The 18561-nt window shown below is 62.0% G+C and carries 18 protein-coding genes; 2 read left to right on the forward strand and 16 right to left on the reverse strand.

Features of this window, described 5'->3' with window-relative positions:
• The 6 genes from NCR40_RS03045 to NCR40_RS03070 form a co-directional block, all read right to left on the reverse strand.
• Window positions 1-2421: a fimbria/pilus outer membrane usher protein gene (locus NCR40_RS03045; RefSeq protein ID WP_250508673.1), complete on the reverse strand. Its 2421-nt coding sequence runs from the start codon at window positions 2419-2421 to the stop codon at window positions 1-3.
• Between the two features lie 36 nt (window positions 2422-2457).
• Window positions 2458-3183 (reverse strand): fimbrial biogenesis chaperone, encoded by a 726-nt coding sequence (locus NCR40_RS03050; protein ID WP_250508674.1) that lies wholly within the window; start codon window positions 3181-3183, stop codon window positions 2458-2460.
• 91 nt (window positions 3184-3274) lie between these two features.
• The gene (locus NCR40_RS03055) at window positions 3275-3781 is read right to left on the reverse strand and encodes a Csu type fimbrial protein (RefSeq protein ID WP_250508675.1); all 507 of its coding nucleotides are present in this window, start codon (window positions 3779-3781) and stop codon (window positions 3275-3277) included.
• Between the two features lie 257 nt (window positions 3782-4038).
• Window positions 4039-4545 carry a Csu type fimbrial protein gene (locus NCR40_RS03060; protein ID WP_244827295.1) on the reverse strand — a complete coding sequence of 169 codons (507 nt, stop codon included), beginning with the start codon at window positions 4543-4545 and terminating at the stop codon, window positions 4039-4041.
• 264 nt (window positions 4546-4809) lie between these two features.
• Window positions 4810-5415 carry a glutathione transferase GstA gene (gene gstA / locus NCR40_RS03065; protein ID WP_250508676.1) on the reverse strand — a complete coding sequence of 202 codons (606 nt, stop codon included), beginning with the start codon at window positions 5413-5415 and terminating at the stop codon, window positions 4810-4812.
• 82 nt (window positions 5416-5497) lie between these two features.
• The gene (locus NCR40_RS03070) at window positions 5498-6427 is read right to left on the reverse strand and encodes a bestrophin family protein (RefSeq protein WP_250508677.1); all 930 of its coding nucleotides are present in this window, start codon (window positions 6425-6427) and stop codon (window positions 5498-5500) included.
• Between the two features lie 594 nt (window positions 6428-7021).
• Between NCR40_RS03070 and NCR40_RS03075 the strand changes: the two genes are divergently transcribed.
• Window positions 7022-8497, forward strand: a complete 1476-nt coding sequence (locus NCR40_RS03075) for a lytic polysaccharide monooxygenase (RefSeq protein WP_250508678.1) — start codon at window positions 7022-7024, stop codon at window positions 8495-8497.
• A gap of 70 nt (window positions 8498-8567) precedes the next feature.
• On the opposite strand, the gene NCR40_RS03080 is transcribed toward NCR40_RS03075, so the two are convergent.
• Entirely contained in the window at window positions 8568-9428 is an 861-nt protein-coding gene (locus NCR40_RS03080) for a 2OG-Fe(II) oxygenase (RefSeq protein ID WP_250508679.1), read from the reverse strand.
• Between the two features lie 384 nt (window positions 9429-9812).
• Here NCR40_RS03080 and NCR40_RS03085 point away from each other — a divergent pair, with 384 nt between their 5' ends.
• Window positions 9813-10586 (forward strand): lytic transglycosylase domain-containing protein, encoded by a 774-nt coding sequence (locus NCR40_RS03085; protein WP_250508680.1) that lies wholly within the window; start codon window positions 9813-9815, stop codon window positions 10584-10586.
• A gap of 97 nt (window positions 10587-10683) precedes the next feature.
• Here the strand turns inward: NCR40_RS03085 and NCR40_RS03090 are convergent, their stop codons facing one another.
• The 9 genes from NCR40_RS03090 to NCR40_RS03130 are packed head-to-tail and all read right to left on the reverse strand — an operon-like array spanning window position 10684 to window position 18555.
• Window positions 10684-12756, reverse strand: a complete 2073-nt coding sequence (locus NCR40_RS03090) for a glycoside hydrolase family 19 protein (RefSeq protein WP_502800962.1) — start codon at window positions 12754-12756, stop codon at window positions 10684-10686.
• Window positions 12757-12774: 18 nt separating this feature from the next.
• Window positions 12775-13311, reverse strand: coding sequence for a type II secretion system protein (locus tag NCR40_RS03095; protein WP_250463611.1), 537 nt, complete (start codon window positions 13309-13311; stop codon window positions 12775-12777).
• Window positions 13286-13663, reverse strand: coding sequence for a type II secretion system protein (locus NCR40_RS03100; RefSeq protein ID WP_244827303.1), 378 nt, complete (start codon window positions 13661-13663; stop codon window positions 13286-13288). The genes NCR40_RS03095 and NCR40_RS03100 overlap by 26 nt, the downstream gene beginning before the upstream one ends.
• Before the next feature lie 5 nt (window positions 13664-13668).
• Complete coding sequence (locus NCR40_RS03105) at window positions 13669-14136, reverse strand: type II secretion system protein (protein WP_244827304.1); 468 nt, start codon at window positions 14134-14136, stop codon at window positions 13669-13671.
• A 22-nt stretch (window positions 14137-14158) separates the two neighbouring features.
• Window positions 14159-16087 (reverse strand): secretin GspD/PilQ domain-containing protein, encoded by a 1929-nt coding sequence (locus tag NCR40_RS03110; protein WP_250508682.1) that lies wholly within the window; start codon window positions 16085-16087, stop codon window positions 14159-14161.
• The gene (locus tag NCR40_RS03115) at window positions 16084-16626 is read right to left on the reverse strand and encodes a hypothetical protein (protein ID WP_250463615.1); all 543 of its coding nucleotides are present in this window, start codon (window positions 16624-16626) and stop codon (window positions 16084-16086) included. The genes NCR40_RS03110 and NCR40_RS03115 overlap by 4 nt, the downstream gene beginning before the upstream one ends.
• Before the next feature lie 11 nt (window positions 16627-16637).
• Window positions 16638-17159, reverse strand: coding sequence for a hypothetical protein (locus tag NCR40_RS03120; RefSeq protein ID WP_244827307.1), 522 nt, complete (start codon window positions 17157-17159; stop codon window positions 16638-16640).
• Entirely contained in the window at window positions 17156-17737 is a 582-nt protein-coding gene (locus tag NCR40_RS03125; RefSeq protein ID WP_244827308.1) for a hypothetical protein, read from the reverse strand. The genes NCR40_RS03120 and NCR40_RS03125 overlap by 4 nt, the downstream gene beginning before the upstream one ends.
• Window positions 17734-18555 (reverse strand): hypothetical protein, encoded by an 822-nt coding sequence (locus tag NCR40_RS03130; RefSeq protein WP_250508683.1) that lies wholly within the window; start codon window positions 18553-18555, stop codon window positions 17734-17736. The genes NCR40_RS03125 and NCR40_RS03130 overlap by 4 nt, the downstream gene beginning before the upstream one ends.
• Window positions 18556-18561: the final 6 nt, after the last annotated feature.

An 18561-nucleotide genomic window follows, 5' to 3' on the forward strand; every position in this document is an offset into this window, starting at 1 on the left:
TCATTTCTCCTTTTGGCTCTTGCCCTTGTCCGGCTGGCAGGTGATCGGCCCGAGCTGTGGCAGATCTCCGGCCTTCGGCGGGTCGAGCCTGAAACCGGCTGAACAGTCGCCTTTCGCCTCGTGAATCGTCACGTGGTTGTCTGAATCGAGACGGCGGAAAAATGCAACGCCGTCGTAGCCGACGATCGCCGCTTCGCCCGTACTCGTGAGCGTCGCCACGGCGCCGGCGGGCAAGGGCGCGCCCGTGGTATCGACGAAACTCACCGACGCGCCCTGATAGCGCGACATGCCGAAGTGCGCGAGCGCACCGGAGCGCCGCTGCGGCGCGATGTCCAGTTTCGTTCTGTCGATGGATGCGTCTGGCGGCAGCGCGAGCGGGTCGATCGCGAGTTGATTGCGCTGATAGGAAGTCAGATTCGGCACGAGCAGATAGCCCTTCGAGTTCGTCACGCCGACAAAGCGGTTCTCCTGCGTGACAGGAACATTGGGGACGCCATCGGTCGAGACGAGCGCGAACGCGTCGGTGACCGTGCGCGTCGGCAAGATGGCGCCGTCCATGATCGCGATGCCGCCCGCCATGTCCGTGCTGAGCGCCGTCGTGCCGTTGAAGCGCTGCGCGGTCGCCTCGAAATCGCCGAACTTCGAGCGATAAGTCGTTCCGGCGAAGGCATGACGATAATCGGCACCGGCGCCGCCTTGAACCGACCAACCCCAGCCGCCACCGTAGTCGGCGGGACGCGATGCGGTGACGTCGGCGGTCGTGTGTCCACCCGACTGCGCCACCGTCGTGCTGACCGACGTATTGCCGCCGAGCGCGATGGTTATGCCAATCGAACCGCCCCATACTCCGCGCTGCAGAAAGTCGCGATACGTGCTTGCGAAAAGCGACCAGCGGCTGCCGATCTGGGCGTTGTAGGCAAGCGTGACGACGCGCGCGTGTCCCGAGAACGTGTCTTCGGAATCGACGTAGCTCACTGTTGCCGATTGCGACCGCATCAACGCGACCGATACGGTCGCCTGGTAAATATGCTGAAACACCGAGGTGCCGTCGAGGGCCGCGATATCGCGATAGTTGTTGGTCGCGTGCGTGGTCTGCAGCGTCAGCGAAGCCGCAGGACTGATGTACTGGTAGCCAAGACTGAAAAGCGCGCCGGTCGCGCCATTCAGCTTGCTGCCCGCGGCCGCCGCATTGAAGACGCCGAATTGGCCTGCGCGCACGATCGCGCCCGTGCCGGCGTTGCTCAAACCTTGCCCGCCTTCCGCGTGGGCTTGCAGTGTGAGCCAGTCGGTGATGCCATACGCGGCGGTTCCGCTGAAGACGGGCGATGCCTCGTACGACCAGGAGCGCAGCGTGTAATCGTCGCGCAGAAAGCCGAATTCCGCCGAATAGCTCGACAGGCCTTTTGACAGCAGATGCGTGTCGATATAAAGCGGCACGCTCGTCGTGACGCGACGGCCGAGCGCATCGGTCACGACCACTTGCGCCGTGCCCGCGCCTGTCAGACTGGGCGCCTGCGCGATCTGGAACGGACCCGGCGCGACGTTGCCGTTGTACTGGCGCAGACCGTTGATATACAAGTCGACGGCCGAGGGCACCGCGGCCGATCCGCTGAACATCGGCAGGGGAAACGTCACGAGATCCGGGCGCAGGCTGAAATCGCGCTGTATCTGGAAGCCGCCGAATCGCACCGAGCGCGTCCACGCGAGCGAGCCGGAGATGGCGTCGCCGAACGTCATCGTCATGAGTTTGGCCGGATTCGAATAGACCCAGTTCGTGTCCAGCCGCGTGTAGCCGTTGGTTCCTGCGCCGTTGAGGTAAGTGCCGGTGTTGTCGAATACGCCCGCCGGACTGAAGAGCCGCTGTTCGTTCCAGACGCCGAACTGACCGGCCGCCATTTCGCCCAGTTGGCGCGTGTACGTCACGTCGTAGTTGAGCGCGAAGCCGGTGCCGGGCGTTGCCTTCGGTGTAACCGGAAGCCGGTTGCCGAGGCGCTGCGCGATCTGACGCGACCGGTCGACGTCAAGAAGCGCCTGCTGACGCGCGGAGGAATAAGTGGCGCGCACGCCTAGAATCGATGAAACGGCGATCCATCCGTCTGCATCGGCATGTAAGTCGTCGACACGGATGCCCGCATTTTCGAGCGTGGCGCGCTCGGCATAGAGCTGGCCGTGACGCAACTCGAAGTTGGACGGCTCGCCCAGGTTCGTGCCGTTGACGACGATCTCGAGCACGAGCGACTGCGTTTCTTGCGATTGCATGTCGAGCAAGGCCGTGCGCGGCGAGCCCGCGATATTCGGAACCTGGCTGGGCGAGCCGCCGGTGATATCGACTTGAGCAACAGCCGCTTGGGAGATCACGCCCAGTGAAATCAGGAGAGGAACACCGCGCGTCACGAGCCTTGGGCGAGTCGATCCATCCATGACGATGCACGCCGTTCCCGTGGCAACCCCGAACGATCAGGGCGCGGCCGGATTGCTTAACGATCCGTTCATGCTGGCGCCGTTCACCGTGGCGCTGACTTCGCCCGTCTTGCCGTGCATGGCGCTGGCCGCGTCGGGGAGTATCCATGAGCGCACCCGGCCTGGCAGCACGTAGCCGAGCAAACCGCCGGACACGCGCACATCCTTGTCCGATGTCTTGAGTGAAACGGTGCTCAGTTGCGCGTGAATGTCGCCATCGTTTTGCACTCGCAGATACGCCTTGCCGTTTCTTTCGACGACGGACCATTGCAGCTTCGGCGTGCTCGCCTCACCGCGCGGCGAAATGAATAGGGGTACGGAATATCGAAAGCGAAACTGAACCGCCGATTGCTTGTCGCCGCCGTCGGGCGGCAACTCGTCGATAATCAGGCGGTATGCGCGTTCCTGTGCAACGGGTGCGGCGTTGGCGCGAATGACGCGGATGACTTGCTGACCGCCGGCGGGCACTTCGGCGATAGGCGGACTGGCGATCAGATCGCGGGTTGGCGTGAGTTTGTCTTCTTCGTCGGACTGATCCCAGACGAAGGTTCGCACTTGAGCGTGAATCGGTTCATCGCCATCGTTACGTAACGTGACGACCTTGCCGTTTTCCGGGCCAGCGAGCTGGATTGAAACCGGAGATATCTGCAATGACGCGGCGAGCGAGGCAGCGCATTCCAAAAACAGAAAGGCTGCCCATGCTGGTTGTGTAAAGCGTGGCATCGTCGGTCTCCCGAATTACTTCCGACGATGCCAGTGATATAGCTTTATTCGAGCTCTGGCAAGCTTTGCACATGAAGCGAAGCGAGTTGCCTCAGAACACGACCGTGGCGGTAACAGTCGAGCTATAGGTGCCTGCGGCCGGGGTGGTTTGCGACGGTACGCGGCCGTACACGACGAGGCTCTGACTGTCGCCATTACCTATACCCGAAGCCGTGTCGATGCCGGTCTGCTGGCCCCAGAGCTTGGTGCGGGCTGCATCGCGATACAGGTTGAAATTGACCGAGGCGTCGCCGGTGGCGTTGACGAGCTTGCGCTTTGCGATGAGCGAACCGGCTGCCGTGCCGGCATCGAGCGCGACGTTGTAGGGCGTTCCGGAAGTGCAAGTCACGGCGAGGTTGCTGGACTGATCGACGTTGTCGGTAAGCGCGCCGGTGTCGCCGAAATTCAAGGGGTTCGCCGAGATCGAGCAATCGTCTTGAACGTTGAGCGTCACGTCGAACGTCGCGGTCTTGTTGCCGGCGAAGGCGCTGGGCGTGGCGACGGCAACGGTGCTTGCAACGATAGCGATGATGGCGACATTCTTGATCAGGTTACGCATGCTTGAGACTCTCCGGTACGAATTTAAGCGGGAAGCTTTCGATTCGGCGCTGCGTTTTTCTGCATCGCCGCGACATGTATGAATCATAGGGACGGGCGCTTTAAGACTGAATGAGACGAATCTCATTTGAGATAGCGTTGTGCTGCCTTTCCCTTGCTGCATCAGGAGACGCGGATTTATTGGGATGGATTCGCTGCGCCGTCAGATGCAAAAACGGCCTCCCAAAGGAGGCCGTTCCGTCTGCTTATCTACTCGCTTCAGAACACGACCGTAGCGGTGACAGTCGAGCTATAAGTGCCTGCGGCCGGTGTGGTTTGCGATGGTACGCGGCCGTACACGACGAGGCTCTGACTTTTGCCATTACCTACGCCCGCTGTCGTGTCGGTGCCGGTCGTCTGGCCCCAGAGCTGCGTGCGGGCTGCATCGCGATACAGGTTGAAGTCGACCGTCGCGGTGCCGCCGGCATTGGCGAGCTTGCGTGTCGCGACTTGCGAACCGGTTGCCGTGCCGGCATCGAGCGCGACGTTGTAAGGTGTGCCCGTGGTGCAGGTCACGGCGAGGTTGCTGGACTGATCGACGTTGTCGGTAAGCGCGCCGGTGTCGCCGAAGTTCAAGGGGTTCGCCGAGATCGAGCAATCGTCTTGAATGTTGAGCGTCACGTCGAACGTTGCGGTCTTGCTGCCGGCGAAGGCGCTGGGCGTAGCGACGGCAACGGTGCTTGCAACGATAGCGATGATGGCGACATTCTTGATCAGGTTACGCATGCTTGAGACTCTCCAGTACAAATTTAAGCGGGAAGCTTTTGATCGGCGCTGCGTTTTTCTGCATCGCCGCGACATGTATGAATCATAGAGGCGAGCGCTTTAAGACTGAATGAGACGAATCTCAATTGAGATAGCGTTATGCTGCGTTTCCCTTGCTGCATCAAAGGCTGCGGATTTATTAAGATAGAAGCGCTGCGCGGTCAGATATAGAAACGGCCTCCCGAAGGAGGCCGCTGTCTGCTGCGATCAGGCCGCGCGGTGCGCTCAGATCAACCCTTCGGCCTTCAGCGCCGCCTGCACGCCGGCGCGCTCGCCCACGCGCGACCGATACGCCACGAGCACCGGCCACTTGCCGAGATCCAGATCGATGAACTTGGCCCAACCGAGCACCGTGAACAGATAGGCGTCGCCAATGCTGAATTCGTCGCCAAGCAAGTACGGCTTGTCTTCGAGTTGTTGCGCGGTGTAGGCGAGGCGGCGTTCGAGATTGCTCATTGCCGCCGCTCTCCAGTCGCTGCTTGCGGACGGATTGAAGAACGGAGAGAAGTTCTTGTGCAACTCGGTGCCGATGAACGTCAGCCAGCCTTGCAGACGATAACGCGCCATGGCGTCGTTCAGCGGCGCGAGGTGCTTTGCGGGCGCCTGGTCGGCGATGTATTGCATGATCGCGGGACCTTCGGTCAGCACATCGCCATTGTCGAGGACGAGTGCGGGAACATAACCCTTTGCATTGATCTTCGTGAAATCCGCGCCGCTGGCGGTGACTTTCGCCTTCAGATCGACCGCTTCGATATCGAACGGAAGGCCGGATTCAACGAGCGCGATATGCGAGGCCAACGAGCAGGCCCCGGCTTTGTAGAACAGTTTCAAAGCGAATCTCCACAAATAAGGCTCGAAAGATTATGAAGGAGAGCGCTTGCGCCAGGCACGATCGACAATGAAATTAAGTGTCTCAATCCAGTATGTAGAGCCGCGACGAAGAAGAAGCCTTGGGCGCGCGTTCGAAGGCGGGATCGGCCGACATGTCGTGCAGAACGGCTTCGAGCGTATTGCACATTGCGTTCAGGGCGAGGTCGTTTTCTTCGAGGCCGAACGGATCTTCGATCTGTGCGGCGATTGCTTCGAGCGCCATGAACGCATAGGCGACGAGCAGCGCGAACAGTGGCGTGAGCATACCGGCACCATCGACGAGACCGAATGGCAGCAGCACGCAAAACAGATAGATGGTGCGGTGAATCATCACCGAATAGGAGAAGGGCAGAGGTGTGTTCGCGAGCCGTTCGCAGCCGCCGATGACGTCCGACAGCGTGTTGAGGTTACGGTCGATCGCGATGAGCGCGTAGCCGTCGATCGTGCCGTCACGCTGGCGTTGTGCGAGCCATTCGCCGAACCATAGCAGGATGATGCCCGGCTTGAATTGCGCGGTCGAGACGCGAGCGTGCAATTCGGGCGTCAGCCGTGATGCGAGATCGGCGAGCGCATCGGTGCCGCGCAACTGATGCCGCAACGCATGTGCAAAGCCGCCGATTGCCGCGAGGAAGTGCCGCTTTTGTAGAGGATCGAGCGAATCGGGCATCGACAGAATCTGGCGTGCGAGCGAGCGCGCCGTGATGAAGAGCTCGCCCCACAGTTTTCGGCCTTCCCACCAGCGCTCGTAACTGGCGCTGTTACGAAAGCCGAGAAACACGGCCAGCGCGATGCCCACGAGCGCAAACGGCGGCGTGCCCAGGTTCACCGGATAGTTGCGAATGTGATCGTGCATGAACATCGCCGAGATCGACAGCACGAAGATGAGCGCGAGCCTCGGCAGCAGTTGGGGCAGCACGGAGCCGCGCCAGACGAACAGCAACCGGAACCAGTTCAGTTTTGGGCGAATGATCATAAATGACTACCTTGTGCGAAGCGTGGTCGCTGTCGTTGTCGATTGATGCAGAAACAATCAGCATGATAAGCGGGCCGTAGAAAGCGGCAGCGAAACGACACGCGCACTGCGGTGTATGCGCGTCCTGATGGCGAACATCGGCTACGCTGACAACATCCGGGATGTCGGTCCGCGTGTGCTACCGCATATCGTTTGAAGCGTCTAGAATGAAACCCAAACGAAGGGCAAGTAGATTCCGTTTAAGTTAGTAAAGCGAACTATTTCAGATGGCGTAAGCGAAACATGCGTCGAAGCCAGATGCGAAAACAGTCCGTGTGAATCCGCGATACCAGACCCCTCTCCAGTTGCCTGTTTCATTTCTTCTATGCCGGGAGTGCGCACGTATCGATACGCGTGATCTTGCATAGCCGATCGAGGAGAAGCAAACAACAAGCTCGGGCACCAATGCCGTTCGAAATTGAATGAGGCACTGAGTGACTCGACGTTCTGAAAATGAGTCCGCTTGCCGACGTGTTTCGAATCTTTATCGAGGCAATTCGGCTCGTCGTACACAAAGCGGACGCTGGCTATTGAACGAGCGTAGGAGTGTCTCTCATGTTGCGTCACAAGAAGAAGGTTTTGGCAATGCTGGTACCGCTGGCCGTTCCATGCCTTGCGTGGAGTCACGGCACGATGGAAACGCCGATCAGCCGGGTCTACGCCTGCTACAAGGAAGGGCCGGAAAGTCCGACGTCCGCGGCGTGCAAGGCTGCGGTGGCCGTCGCCGGGCCAGCGTTTCTTTATGACTGGGCGGGCGTCAACCAGCTTCCCAATGGCGATCACAAATCGTTCGTACCCGACGGGCATCTGTGCAGCGCCAACAAGTCGAATTATTACGGTCTGGATCTGGGTCGCAACGACTGGCCCACGACGACGATCTCGCCCGACCTGAGCGGCAACTACGAGTTCGTCTGGAACGCGACGGCGCCGCACGTGACGCGCTACTTCCAGATATTCATGTCGGCGGATGGTTACGACTTCAATCAACCGTTGAAATGGTCCGATCTCGACAGCAAGCCGTTCTGCGAGATAACCAGCGTCACGCTCGACAACGGCCGCTACAAGTTGAAATGCAAATTGCCCGCAGGCAAGACAGGCAAACGCATCCTTTATGCGATCTGGCAACGCAACGATAGTGCGGAAGCGTTCTATGCGTGTATGGACGTGGTCATCAACTCGACTAAAACGAGCTGGCGCGAAGTTCGTCCAATCCCGACCACCGCGGTGGATCAGCCGGTCGGCACGAAGATCACCTTGCGGGTATTCGATAACGACGGTCACGATCTCGAATCGCTCAGTTACACGGTGACGCAGCAAACGACCGCCGCGGCCGACTGGGTGTATGCAATGGCCACGAAGATCAACACGGACTCCGGGCGCGTGCATCTCGGTCTCGTGGATAACAACGGGAACATCGTGCCGCAGAAGGTCATGTCGGCGAACCGCATCTACGTCGATAGCGCGCAAGACTACAACTTCGCGATGGACTACACCGGAGCGCCCGCGCCAACGCCTGCTCCGTCGCCGACGCCCACGCCCGCACCGACACCGACTCCCACGCCGGCCCCGACGCCAACGCCCACGCCAACCCCTGCGCCTTCACCGAAGCCGCCATCGCCGGCCCCGGCGCCGACGCCCACGCCAACGCCAACGCCGAGCCCGACGCCAACCCCTGCCCCGTCGCCAAGCGCGGGCGGATCGACCTGCTCGGTTGCCTGGCAAGCCGGCACGCTCTATAAGGCGAAGGAAACGGTATCGGATAGCGGGCACAACTACAGCGCGCGCTGGGAGAACTCCGACCAGCCATCGCGCAACGCGGGTAACGGCAAGTCGTGGCAGGACATGGGGACGTGCTCCGGACAGACCGCGTTGACATGCGCGCCGGCCTGGAGTTCGAGCAAGACTTACTCGACAGCCGGAACGAGTGTCAGCGTGAGCGGCATGAACTATCGCAACAAGTGGTGGAGTTCGGGCGTCGACCCGGCAACCAACTCCGACGGTGCATGGGAAAAAGTAGGAGCGTGCAAGTAGCAGTGCCAGCGTGTCGCGCCGGAGCGATTGTTCCGGCGCACACGCGGCGTGGATCGCTCATTTGAATGCGTCAGGCTTCGGCGCGAAATCTGCCCTGACGAATCCACTTGGTGGCAATCCACTTCTCGCCTTTTTCGACAGGCGTTCCGGCATGCAGCGTGCGCGCGTCGGTTTGACCGAGGTCATTGACATACTCGAAATACAACGCGCTGCCGCGACGCGGATGAATGCGCAAGCCGACGTCCGGAAAGGTGGTATCGCCGCCTCGTTCGACTTCGTTGAGATAAAGGATGACGGTTGCAATACGCTGTCCGCCGCGCAGCATGTGGTGCCGGCTGCCGGCTTGCTCTTCGGGAAAGTAGTCGAAATGCGGACGATATTCGCCACCTATGCCGTAGCGCAGAATATGCAGGTCCTCGCCGTTCTCGATCGGTTGCCGCACGAGTTCGGAGAGCCTGCGATCGATCCTGGTGACGAGTGTATCGGTCGATGCGTTGACGAACGCGCCTTCGCTCTTGCGTTCCTCGATAGTGATCTCGTTGCCCGAGTCGGGATCGACGACCGATGACTGCTGCACCCGCGCGCGGCCGATATCGATCAACCTCGCGCATTCGTCATCGGTCAAGACGTCGGCCAACAGCGCGACTACCGGCGTCTCGCATGTGAATACCTTTAGCGCTTCGCAATCGCTCGCGCTCAGCACGCGACCGTCGGGAAGCATGGGCTTGCCGTATCGATACACGCCGGGCGGATCATCGCCGTCATCCGACGTATCGCCTGCAATGTGACGCGCGATGATGGAGCGCGCGGCGTTCGGATGGAACGCGCTGGCGACCATTGCGTCGATGAGCGATTGATGCGTGCAGCCACGGCGGATATTCTCGTCGAGCCAGTTCTTCCATGTAGCGTCGAAGCGCGGATTCGTGCTCATCGTGACGTCATCAAAAAGCGAGAGTTTCGATTCGTCCCGAGCGGTGCGTGACAAGCCGACGCTCGGTTGAACGCTGGGGAAATCAGCTTTCATGGAAGCACAAATGCTGGCGTAAAACAACGGCATCCTTGGACAATCCGTCATTGAAGATCGTGCTAAAGAAGTGAATCGACCAATGAATCGAAACGCTGACTGCATGGCGGTTTGGTTCGTCGGCTCGGTTCGTCGATTAAGCGTGGCGGAAGGCCCGAAGCACACTATCCTTGTTGAATGTCCGCACGTTCAACTGTAGCGCTCGTCTTGAGAGCCCGCACGCGTCATTCCATATCGACGCTGCTGGCCTGCGCGCTCGTGATGTCGATGAGGCAGGCGAACGCAGCTTCCATGTTGAGATGCGAGGCCGCGGATAATTCCGTCCGCTATGCGAGCGAGAATCTCGACAACGCGAAATGCAGTCGCGTGAATCTGATCTGGCAAGCCGCCTATCCGCCGGTGGCGTCGAGCGTTGCGCCAGCCCGTGCCGCCGCATCGGGCGATCCGGGCGCGCTGGCATCGAGCGTGGCGTTACCGCGTCGTGCAAGTCTTGCAAGGCGCGAAGCCGTCACGCCTGTCTATACCTACGTGGAAGACGGCGTCAGGCATTACCTCACGAAGATGCCGGTGGGCGTGGCGCAAAACGTCGAGGTCATCAAATTGCACTTCATGGAGACGTGCAGCTTGTGCGCGCCCGAAGAAAACATCGGCATCCCCGCCTTGAAGCTCGACTTGCGTTCATATCAACGTGAAATCGATGCGGCTGCTTCGACCTTCGGCGTCGATAGCGCATTGGTTCGTGCCGTGATTCATGCGGAATCGGCGTATCGCACGAACGCGATATCACGCGCGGGCGCACAAGGGCTCATGCAACTCATGCCCGCGACGGCGCTGCGCTTCAACGTCAACGATCCCTTCGATGCCGCGCAGAATATTCGCGGTGGCGTGAGGTATCTGGCGTGGCTGCAAACGCGCTTCAACGGCAACGTCGATCTCATGTTGGCGGCTTATAACAGCGGCGAATCGAGCGTCGACAAATACAACGGCGTGCCGCCCTACAGCGAGACGAAAATCTACGTCTCGCGCGTCAAGGCGTTAACCGAGCGTTACAAGAGCGGCAAATGACGATGGCACGGTCTTCGGAATCGGACGCACGATGCCGTCGTTCGCAGGCCGCGCGTTCAACCAGAACGAACCGTTGAACGCGTGCCCGTGGACGTTGCTATTGCGTGTTGTCTATCACGATCTGCCCGTTGTATTGAACCTTGCCGCGGAAGAAGTAGTCGGTGCAGGCCTTGTAGTCGCCGGGCGTGAGAAGCGAGAACGGCATCTGATAATCGACGAGCTTGCATCCCGTGACGGGCTTGCCGTTGGCCCACGCATAGTCCTTGTCCAGATACGCCTTGATTGCCGCGGCCGAGCCTTCCGTGAAACCGCGCATGTTCGCGCAGCCTAGCGGTTCGTCGGCGGGAATGGTGACGCCGAGTTCGCGCGCGAACTCCTTGTACGCGTTGATGCGATTGGTGACTTGCGAGCGTTCCGCGCCCCCCTGACCGCACTCTATGCCGCCGTTGATGATGTAGATCGTCGCGCCGAAGCCAGGCTTCATGTTGTTGCCGACGTCGACGCTATTAGGCTTCCAGGTGCCGTCGATCGCCCAGGTCATCGGCGGCTTGGGCGTCTGCGGGGTCACGGCGAACCATACCGCCGAGGCGAAGTTCAGCCATGTATCCGCGACGCGGCCGGGGTCGTCGAGCAGCACGTTGGGGTCGCCGTATAGCGCCTGCGAGAACGGGCCGAAGTTGTAGTTCCAGGACAATTGCTTGGCGCCGCGCCCGAAGTAGTCGAGGTACTTGCCTGCCGCGTTCTTCGCGCACGGAAAGAAGATCCAGTTGGTCGCATGCGAGCCCGGCGCGCATTGTTGATACGCACCAACGGCCGAGCCTTCCTCGTAGCCCGACTCGCGAAGGAACCATAAAGCCTGCTGCCAGAACGGGATGGCCGTGTCTTGCGGCATTTTTGCGAGCACGACGTTGTTGTGGTCCGCATAGCCCGAGCGCACTTGCGCCGGCGTGAGCGACGGCCAGTTGGCGCCCGTCTCCTGAACGAAGTGCGCGAAGGACGTGGCGAGCAACTTGCGGCAGATGGCGGCGGCGTCGCGTCCGTCCGTGTAATCGCCGCAGTACGCCGGAAACTTGGCGATACCGCGCAAGAAGCTGACGTAGGAGTATTTGATGTTGCGGACCGGGAAGAGCTGGTCGAACTTCGCTTCGCTTACGATCGACTCGACTCGCTTCACATTCGATGGATTCGCCGCGCGTCCGGGCGTGACGGCATCGACGTCGGTATCGGGCAGCACGCGCAGCGCGTCGCGGATCAAGCCGATCTGGCCGTTGGTCTGATCGACGAGTGTCTTCTCGGTCGCGTTGAACTGGGCGACGGTCGGATAGCCGGTGGGTTCGGGGATGTAGGTGATCTTCGGCTTGTAGGATGCGATTGGAGTCGGCGCTGGTGTTGGCGTCGGCGTTGGCGTTGGCGTTGGCGTTGGCGTTGGTACGGGCGCGGGAGCCGGCGTTGGTGTCGGTACGGGTGTTGGCGTCGGCGCTGGTACAGGCGCGGGCGCCGGCGTCGGAGTTGGTGTGGGCGCGGGCGCGGGCGTAGGCGTTGGCGTTGGCGCGGGCATAGGCGTAGGCGAAGGTGAGCCGCCAGAACACGCACCGAGATCTTCCCACGCACCATAGGCGCCCGATTGCGCCGGGTTGTCTCCCTGGGTCCACCACTTATTTCGATAGTTGCGGCCGTTATAAGTTATGCGCGTACCCGGTGTTGCATAAGCTTGGGTAGCAGACCACGCTGCAAAGCACGATGAAGTTGGCGTTGGCGTTGGCGTTGGCGTTGGCGTTGGCGTTGGCGTTGGCGTTGGCGTTGGCGTTGGCGTTGGCGTTGGGGCGGGTGTTGGTGATGGCTTTGGAGCTGGCGCAGGCACAGGAGCCGGAACTGGCGCAGGAGCAGGAGCAGGAGCCCCCGCCGCCCCCACATCCTTCCAAAGCGTCGGCGTAGTCGCAGGAAACCATCCCGCGCCCGGATATGCCGTATGCGCCTGCTGCGCCTGATAAACGCGACCGCTATAAGTCACCGTGGCGCCAGCCGCATAGGTCGCGCCTTCGCGCCATGCTTCCTGCGCGGACACGATGCCGGCATGCAATAGCAACGCGGCTGGAAGCATCGCCAACTTTCTACGAACGGTCAACATCTCAGCACCTCTTTTGGAACGCGACGGCCAGCAGCTGCACATGCCGGCCCGATATGAAAACTACCTTCGATTCATGCTCATTTCCGGGTAGCTCGTGAACTTCCAGTCCTCGTAGCTCGTCTTCAACGCGAAGCTCGCGTCCTCGTCGGAGAAGCCATCCGTTTTCAGCGGCGTTTGCTTCGATGAGCTGTACACGCCGTACAGCTCGCCGTTGGGGCCGCGCACCGTTTGCCATTCGCCGTTGGTCATCGGGTCGGTGTATGCATCGCGCAGGTATCGGCGCACGAAGGACGCGCGCGAGTCGCGCAACAGGTCATCGAGGCTCTTCGGAAAAGCGCCGCCAGGGTCGGCCTTGACGTACTCACGAATCGCGTTGCGGATCGCATCGCCCTTTTTCAGCAGTTCGAATTCGCGGTTGCGCTGAATCTGCGTGCTCCATACGGTGCCGATCTGCATCAGATAGATGCCGATGAGCGCCACGCACATCAGCGCCCACAACATGCCGAAACCATGCTGCCGCTTGCGCGATGCAAACGCTCGACGCGCTCGATCCGAATGCCGCCCGCGCGCGCTACCAGCTGCCGTAGTCGGTGCCATCCCTGGCCTTGCCTTTTGCGCCGCTGCGCACGTTATAGACGCCGGGCGTGCCGTCGTTGGGCGGCTCGGTCGTCCAGGTCGTGCGGCTTTGCGCGACCGGGTCCATCGGCACCTCACGCAGATAGCGGCGCTCGACCAGTTCGTTGAGCGATTGCGGATAGCGCCCCTGATCGCCGCGAAAGCGGTCGATGGAATCACGCATGGCGGCGAGATTCTCCTGCAGCACGGTTTCCTTGGCTTTCTCCGCCTGCCCGAAGTAGCGCGGCACGACGAGCGTGAGCAAGGTCGCGATGATCGCCAGAACGACCAGCAATTCGATTAGCGTGAAAGCGCGCAGCATTCGTTTGTTCATGACGCTCACCACTTGCGGTAAGGGACGCCGTTGAGGCCGGTTCCTTCCGAAAGCGAGTAGACGTCGTAGACGTCGTTGCCTTCGCTCGGTGAATCGGCGGAACTCGAATAAGCGCGCTTGCCCCAGGTCTGTTCATCCGAACGGCTCGGGCAATCGCACATCGGATCGCGCGGAACACGCCGCAGGAAGAAGATGCGCGCGTGAGTCGGATTGGTCTTGTCGACTTCGCCGTCCACCAGTACGTCGAGCTTGGCGGGATAGCCCGTTTCGCCGAGCGGACGATCGAACTTGCCGGCATCGCCGGCGGCTTTGTAAGCATCGATGGCATCGCGAATACTCCATAGGGCGCGCCGCAATTCGTCTTCGCGGTTGCGTTGCGCGGTCACCTGCACGAGCGGCGCCGCGACCATCGCCAGCACCGCGATGATCGCGAGCGTGATGAGCAACTCGATGATCGTGAAGCCCTTGTCCATGGTCGCGGCTGGTTGCACGTTTCTAGGGTTGGGTCGGCGGCGGCGAGGTCGCGGCGGGTGGCTGTGGCGGCGGCGTGGGTGCGGGCAGCGCCATCACGGGCGGCGGCGCGGAAGGCGTCGGCACGGGCGGAGGCAGGGCAGGCGCGCTGCTCGCGCCGCTTGGCGGAACGCGCACGCTTGCGTTCGGTCCGACCGGGTCGCGCTCCGTCGAAATGCGCGTCTCCGTGCCCGAATCGAAGGACACGACGTTGCCCGCCGGCATGGCCTGATTGCGCACGATGCGCGGCGTCAGCATCAGCACGAGCTCCGTCTGATGCTGGTCGTTCGCGCGCGTGCCGAAGATCCGGTCCAGCAGCGGAATGCGACTCAGGCCTGGCAAACCGGAGCCGGACGCGCGCTCGTTGCGCTGCAGGAGACCCGCGAGCAGCTGCGTTTCGTTGTTGCGCACGCTCATCACCGTTTCGGCCGTGCGAGTTCCGATCTGATAGGCGACCAGTCCCGTCGTCGTCGTGATCGTGTCGGTAACGTTCGACACTTCCATGCGCAACTTCACCTGCACTTCGTCCGAGTTGACGATCACGGGCGCAACTTCCAGCGTGAGGCCCACGTCCTGATAGTTGATGCTCTCGGAGCTGAAGTTGCTGGAGAGCGTCGTCGTGACCACGGGCAGGCGGTCGCCGATCAGCACCTTCGCCTTCTCGCGGTTTCTCACGCGGATGCTCGGGTTCGCAAGCGTCTTGGTCTTGCCCTGGTTCTGCAGCATGTCGATACCGACCGGCCCGATCCTCACGAGCACGTCGCTGCTGTTCAGGTTGCGCAGTTGCTGCAAGGTGAGCGTGCCCGGCGCGCGGGTCGAGGCATCGGAATTGGTCCCGTCCGGCATGAGCGCGAACTCGATACGATTCGGATACGAAATGCCCATCTGCAGCAGATCGGATGACGATACTTCGAGAATCTGCGCGTCGATGACGACTTCCGCGGGCGTCACGTCGAGCGCGCGGATGATCCGCTCCGCGACCTTGATGGTGTCCGGCGCGTCGCGCATGATGATCGCGTTGGTGCGTTCGTCGAGCACGGCATCGCGCGTCTTGACCATCTGCTTGACCGCCGCGAGCACTTGCGCCGCCTGCGAGTTCTGCAGATAGAACGTGCGCACGACGAGGTCCTTGTATTCCGTTTCCTTGTCGGGCCGCTTCGGGTAGATCAGGATCGAGTTGCCGCTCACCACCTTGCTCGCGAGCTGGTTCGCCTGCAGGACCATCGTCATCACTTGCTTGACGGGCGTGTTGCTCGCGAAGATGGTCGTCGGCGCGGCGGCCTGCACTTCGCGGTCGAAGGTGAAGTTCAGTCCGGTAATGTTCGACATCAGCTCGAAGATACTGATAAGCGGCTGATCCCGGAACTGCACCGTGATCGGCTGATTGAGGTCCTTGTTGAGCTTCGGTTCGAGGTCTTGTCCCTTGGGCGCGAGCAGCAGGTCGCGCAGACGGATGGCGCGCGCGTTGTCGGGCTGTTTCGAGAGCACGTCGTTGAGAATCGCCATCGCCTGGTCCGGTTGATCCTGATAGATCGTTTCGGCGTATTGCACGGCGGTGTCGATGGGCGCCTGCTTCTCGATCCACGCAATCATCTCGCGCGGCCCGTCGTCGCCGGGCGCGGCGGCCTGAGCCTTCTTCGCCCACGCGATCGCCTGGGCCGAATCGCCCGCGCGGTACGCAACACTTGCGCGCTGCAAGTACTCCAACGAAACCTTGCGACGCAGGCTCACATACCAGTTGTAGATTTCCAGGTCGTCGGGATACTGCGCGCTCTGCTGCGCGAGCAATTCGAGCTGCGCGTCGGGCGGCATGGTCCCCAGACGGTTCTGCAGATCCTTGCGATGCATCTCGCCCGCGCACGCCGTCAATAGCGGAATCAGGACCCAGACCGTAATGTCTTTGAGCCGGCTCATTTCAGTTCTCCGAGCGACAGCGTTTGTCGGCGCTTCAACGGCAAGTACATGAACCTCACTTCTTTACGGTTGATGTCCTCGATCTTGTAGGCGTTGAGAAGCACATCGCCCTTACGCAGGAAACCCGTTTTCTTGCAGTTGATGCAAAGCGGGAACTCGCGTCCGGTGCCGCTCAGAACGACGTAGAAGATGCCTTGCTGGTCCAGCCACAGCGAACGGACGACGAAAGGCAAGGGCGGCAAGGGCGGCGGTGGCGGCGGCTTGATGGATTCGGGCGGCGGAGGCGGCGGCGGTGGCGGCTGCCAGTTCTGCATGGGGAAGATGTTCACGGCGGCAACGCGGGTATCCGGCGCGGCGTTGGCTTGCGGCGCACTTGCCGGTGCAGGCGCGCTCGCTCGTGAAACTCGCTCCTTCGTGGCCACCGCCGGAGGACGATCCGCCTCGTCGTCGGGCGCCCCGCGAAACCATACGAACAAGATCAAGCCGAGCGTCACGACGAGCAGCCCGCTTATCGGCCACGAGATTCTCAGGGTTCGCATATCGAGCGGCTTCACTTGGCCGCCTCCACGACGAACGAACATTGCAGGCGAATTTCGAGATCGGTCACGCCGATATTCGGCCGCGACAGCGTGAGCCGCTCGCAGCGAATGCCCGGCAAGGTCCGCAACTCGGAGAAGAAAGTACGAAATTGCAGATACTGACTCGAAAACGACGTCTCGACGACAAAGCGGCGGGAGGGCGAATCCTTGTCCTGCGCGGCCATCTGATACGTGATTTGCGGCATCGAGATACCGTTCTTCGCGGCGATCGCGTGCAGGCTGTGCAGGAAAACGAAGTAACGCTGCTCCGGACTCGTCGGCGCCACGGCTTCATCCGGCATGGGCGGCGGCGGTTGTTTCAGCTTCGCGGTGCGCGCATCGAGATCGAGCTCGCGTGCGGCGATGTCGTTGCGAAGCGGCAAGATCTCGACCAGCGCGATGATCGCCGCGCTGCTCAGGAGCAGTAGCGCAAAGAGCCCGAAGGTGCCGAGCCGCCACTGCGCGCGGCGCAGTTCCCAAAGCCAGCGGCTCATCTGGAACCTCCGGCGGAAGACGCGGCCACATCCGGCGCCGACGCGCCCGTTGCCGCCTGCGTCGCGAACGGGCGCCACGTCACCTGAAGCGCGGTTTCCACGGTTTTGACGGGCGGCCCCGGCTTCTCGCTCTGCCGCTTGATCGAGACGCTTTCGGCGGCGGGCTGCGCCTGCAGCCAGTCCGCATAGGAGATCGCTTCCTGCGCCGAGCGCGTCTCGAACTGCATGTTGATGGTGCGCGATGCGGTCACGATATCGAGCGAGAGCATCGCGATATTCGGTTGCCAACCGCCTTCGATCAGACTGCGCGCCGGTTCCGCCGCATAGCGCTGCTGCGCCATCAAGGCGTCCGCGCGGGGATTGCGCGTGCCGCGATGCGCCCGGCCAATGCGCTCGAAGCGTTTCTCCTCCTGCGCGACCGACGCTTCGCGTTCATCGAGCGCGGCGCCTTGCTCCTTGAGCTTGTCGCGATACTGCATCGTCACGAACAGCACGACGACGCCGAGGGCGAGCGCAATCAGCCCGGTCGCCACGCCCGGACGATTGGCCCGATGCAGGTCGATGGCGGGCGCTTTCATGGCGAAGCCTCCCATGGCGCGGCAAGCCATTCGACGAGCGTTGCATCCGCGACCCAGCGATCGGCTGCGCCCGGCCCGATGGCGTAACAGCGCTCGGGCGGCTCGGTGGCGGCGAGCACGAAGGCGTCGCGCAGCACGTCGTCGAGCGGGCCCGCCACCGGCAGCGCGATGAAGCCGCTCCAGCCGCCGCCGCGCCGCAAGCCGATATGCGCGATGGCCGCGCCGCTTGCCGCCTGCTCCAGTTCCACGACGGCGATGTTGCCGTCGCGAATGTGCCGCGCATGCTTTTGCATGGCGAAGGTAAAGCCCGGCTCGATACCGAGCAATTGCAGCCGTCGCGTCTTGCATAAGCGCTCGATGCCCGCGCACAGCGCCTCGGGCATCGCGGCGGCGAGGCGGCCTTGATGCCACGCGCCATCGGTGACGGCGTAGCGCCACGGCTCGGCGCCCGCGCCCGCCTGCGCGGCCTGCATGCGCGCCATCGACACCCATTGCTCCGGCTTGGGATGCGGCCGCCACGGCAACGCGTAATAGCGCACGAACGGCGCGCCGACGACCACGCGCAGGCCGTGCAGCCCAGGTCGCGCGGGCTTCGGCGCGAGCGCCTCGATGGCCTTGAGCGCGGCCGCCGTGTCGCCCGGCGTCGTAAGGGCTTCGGTATTCACGTTGCTCGCGACGCCGGACTCTCGCACCCGTTCGCCATCGACCCATAGCGTCACGCGCGGCATGAAAGCGCCCGCGCGGGCCGGTCCCGTGCGCCTCGAAGGGCGCTTCGCGACGGCGCTCATCGCTCCGACCAGATCCGACCAACGTGACATGTTCCG

The sequence above is a fragment of the Caballeronia sp. GACF4 genome (assembly GCF_023631025.1).
Classification (GTDB): Bacteria; Pseudomonadota; Gammaproteobacteria; order Burkholderiales; family Burkholderiaceae; genus Caballeronia.

Bases quoted from the DNA above. Each gene is read 5' to 3' on its own strand.
- NCR40_RS03045 (WP_250508673.1), bottom strand. From the start codon at position 2,421: ATGGATGGATCGACTCGCCCAAGGCTCGTGACGCGCGGTGTTCCTCTC.
- NCR40_RS03050 (WP_250508674.1), bottom strand. From the start codon at position 3,183: ATGCCACGCTTTACACAACCAGCATGGGCAGCCTTTCTGTTTTTGGAA.
- NCR40_RS03055 (WP_250508675.1), bottom strand. From the start codon at position 3,781: ATGCGTAACCTGATCAAGAATGTCGCCATCATCGCTATCGTTGCAAGC.
- NCR40_RS03060 (WP_244827295.1), bottom strand. From the start codon at position 4,545: ATGCGTAACCTGATCAAGAATGTCGCCATCATCGCTATCGTTGCAAGC.
- NCR40_RS03070 (WP_250508677.1), bottom strand. From the start codon at position 6,427: ATGATCATTCGCCCAAAACTGAACTGGTTCCGGTTGCTGTTCGTCTGG.
- NCR40_RS03075 (WP_250508678.1), top strand. From the start codon at position 7,022: ATGTTGCGTCACAAGAAGAAGGTTTTGGCAATGCTGGTACCGCTGGCC.
- NCR40_RS03080 (WP_250508679.1), bottom strand. From the start codon at position 9,428: ATGAGCACGAATCCGCGCTTCGACGCTACATGGAAGAACTGGCTCGAC.
- NCR40_RS03085 (WP_250508680.1), top strand. From the start codon at position 9,813: ATGTTGAGATGCGAGGCCGCGGATAATTCCGTCCGCTATGCGAGCGAG.
- NCR40_RS03090 (WP_502800962.1), bottom strand. From the start codon at position 12,756: ATGTGCAGCTGCTGGCCGTCGCGTTCCAAAAGAGGTGCTGAGATGTTG.
- NCR40_RS03095 (WP_250463611.1), bottom strand. From the start codon at position 13,311: ATGGCACCGACTACGGCAGCTGGTAGCGCGCGCGGGCGGCATTCGGAT.
- NCR40_RS03100 (WP_244827303.1), bottom strand. From the start codon at position 13,663: ATGAACAAACGAATGCTGCGCGCTTTCACGCTAATCGAATTGCTGGTC.
- NCR40_RS03105 (WP_244827304.1), bottom strand. From the start codon at position 14,136: ATGGACAAGGGCTTCACGATCATCGAGTTGCTCATCACGCTCGCGATC.
- NCR40_RS03110 (WP_250508682.1), bottom strand. From the start codon at position 16,087: ATGAGCCGGCTCAAAGACATTACGGTCTGGGTCCTGATTCCGCTATTG.
- NCR40_RS03115 (WP_250463615.1), bottom strand. From the start codon at position 16,626: ATGCGAACCCTGAGAATCTCGTGGCCGATAAGCGGGCTGCTCGTCGTG.
- NCR40_RS03120 (WP_244827307.1), bottom strand. From the start codon at position 17,159: ATGAGCCGCTGGCTTTGGGAACTGCGCCGCGCGCAGTGGCGGCTCGGC.
- NCR40_RS03125 (WP_244827308.1), bottom strand. From the start codon at position 17,737: ATGAAAGCGCCCGCCATCGACCTGCATCGGGCCAATCGTCCGGGCGTG.
- NCR40_RS03130 (WP_250508683.1), bottom strand. From the start codon at position 18,555: ATGTCACGTTGGTCGGATCTGGTCGGAGCGATGAGCGCCGTCGCGAAG.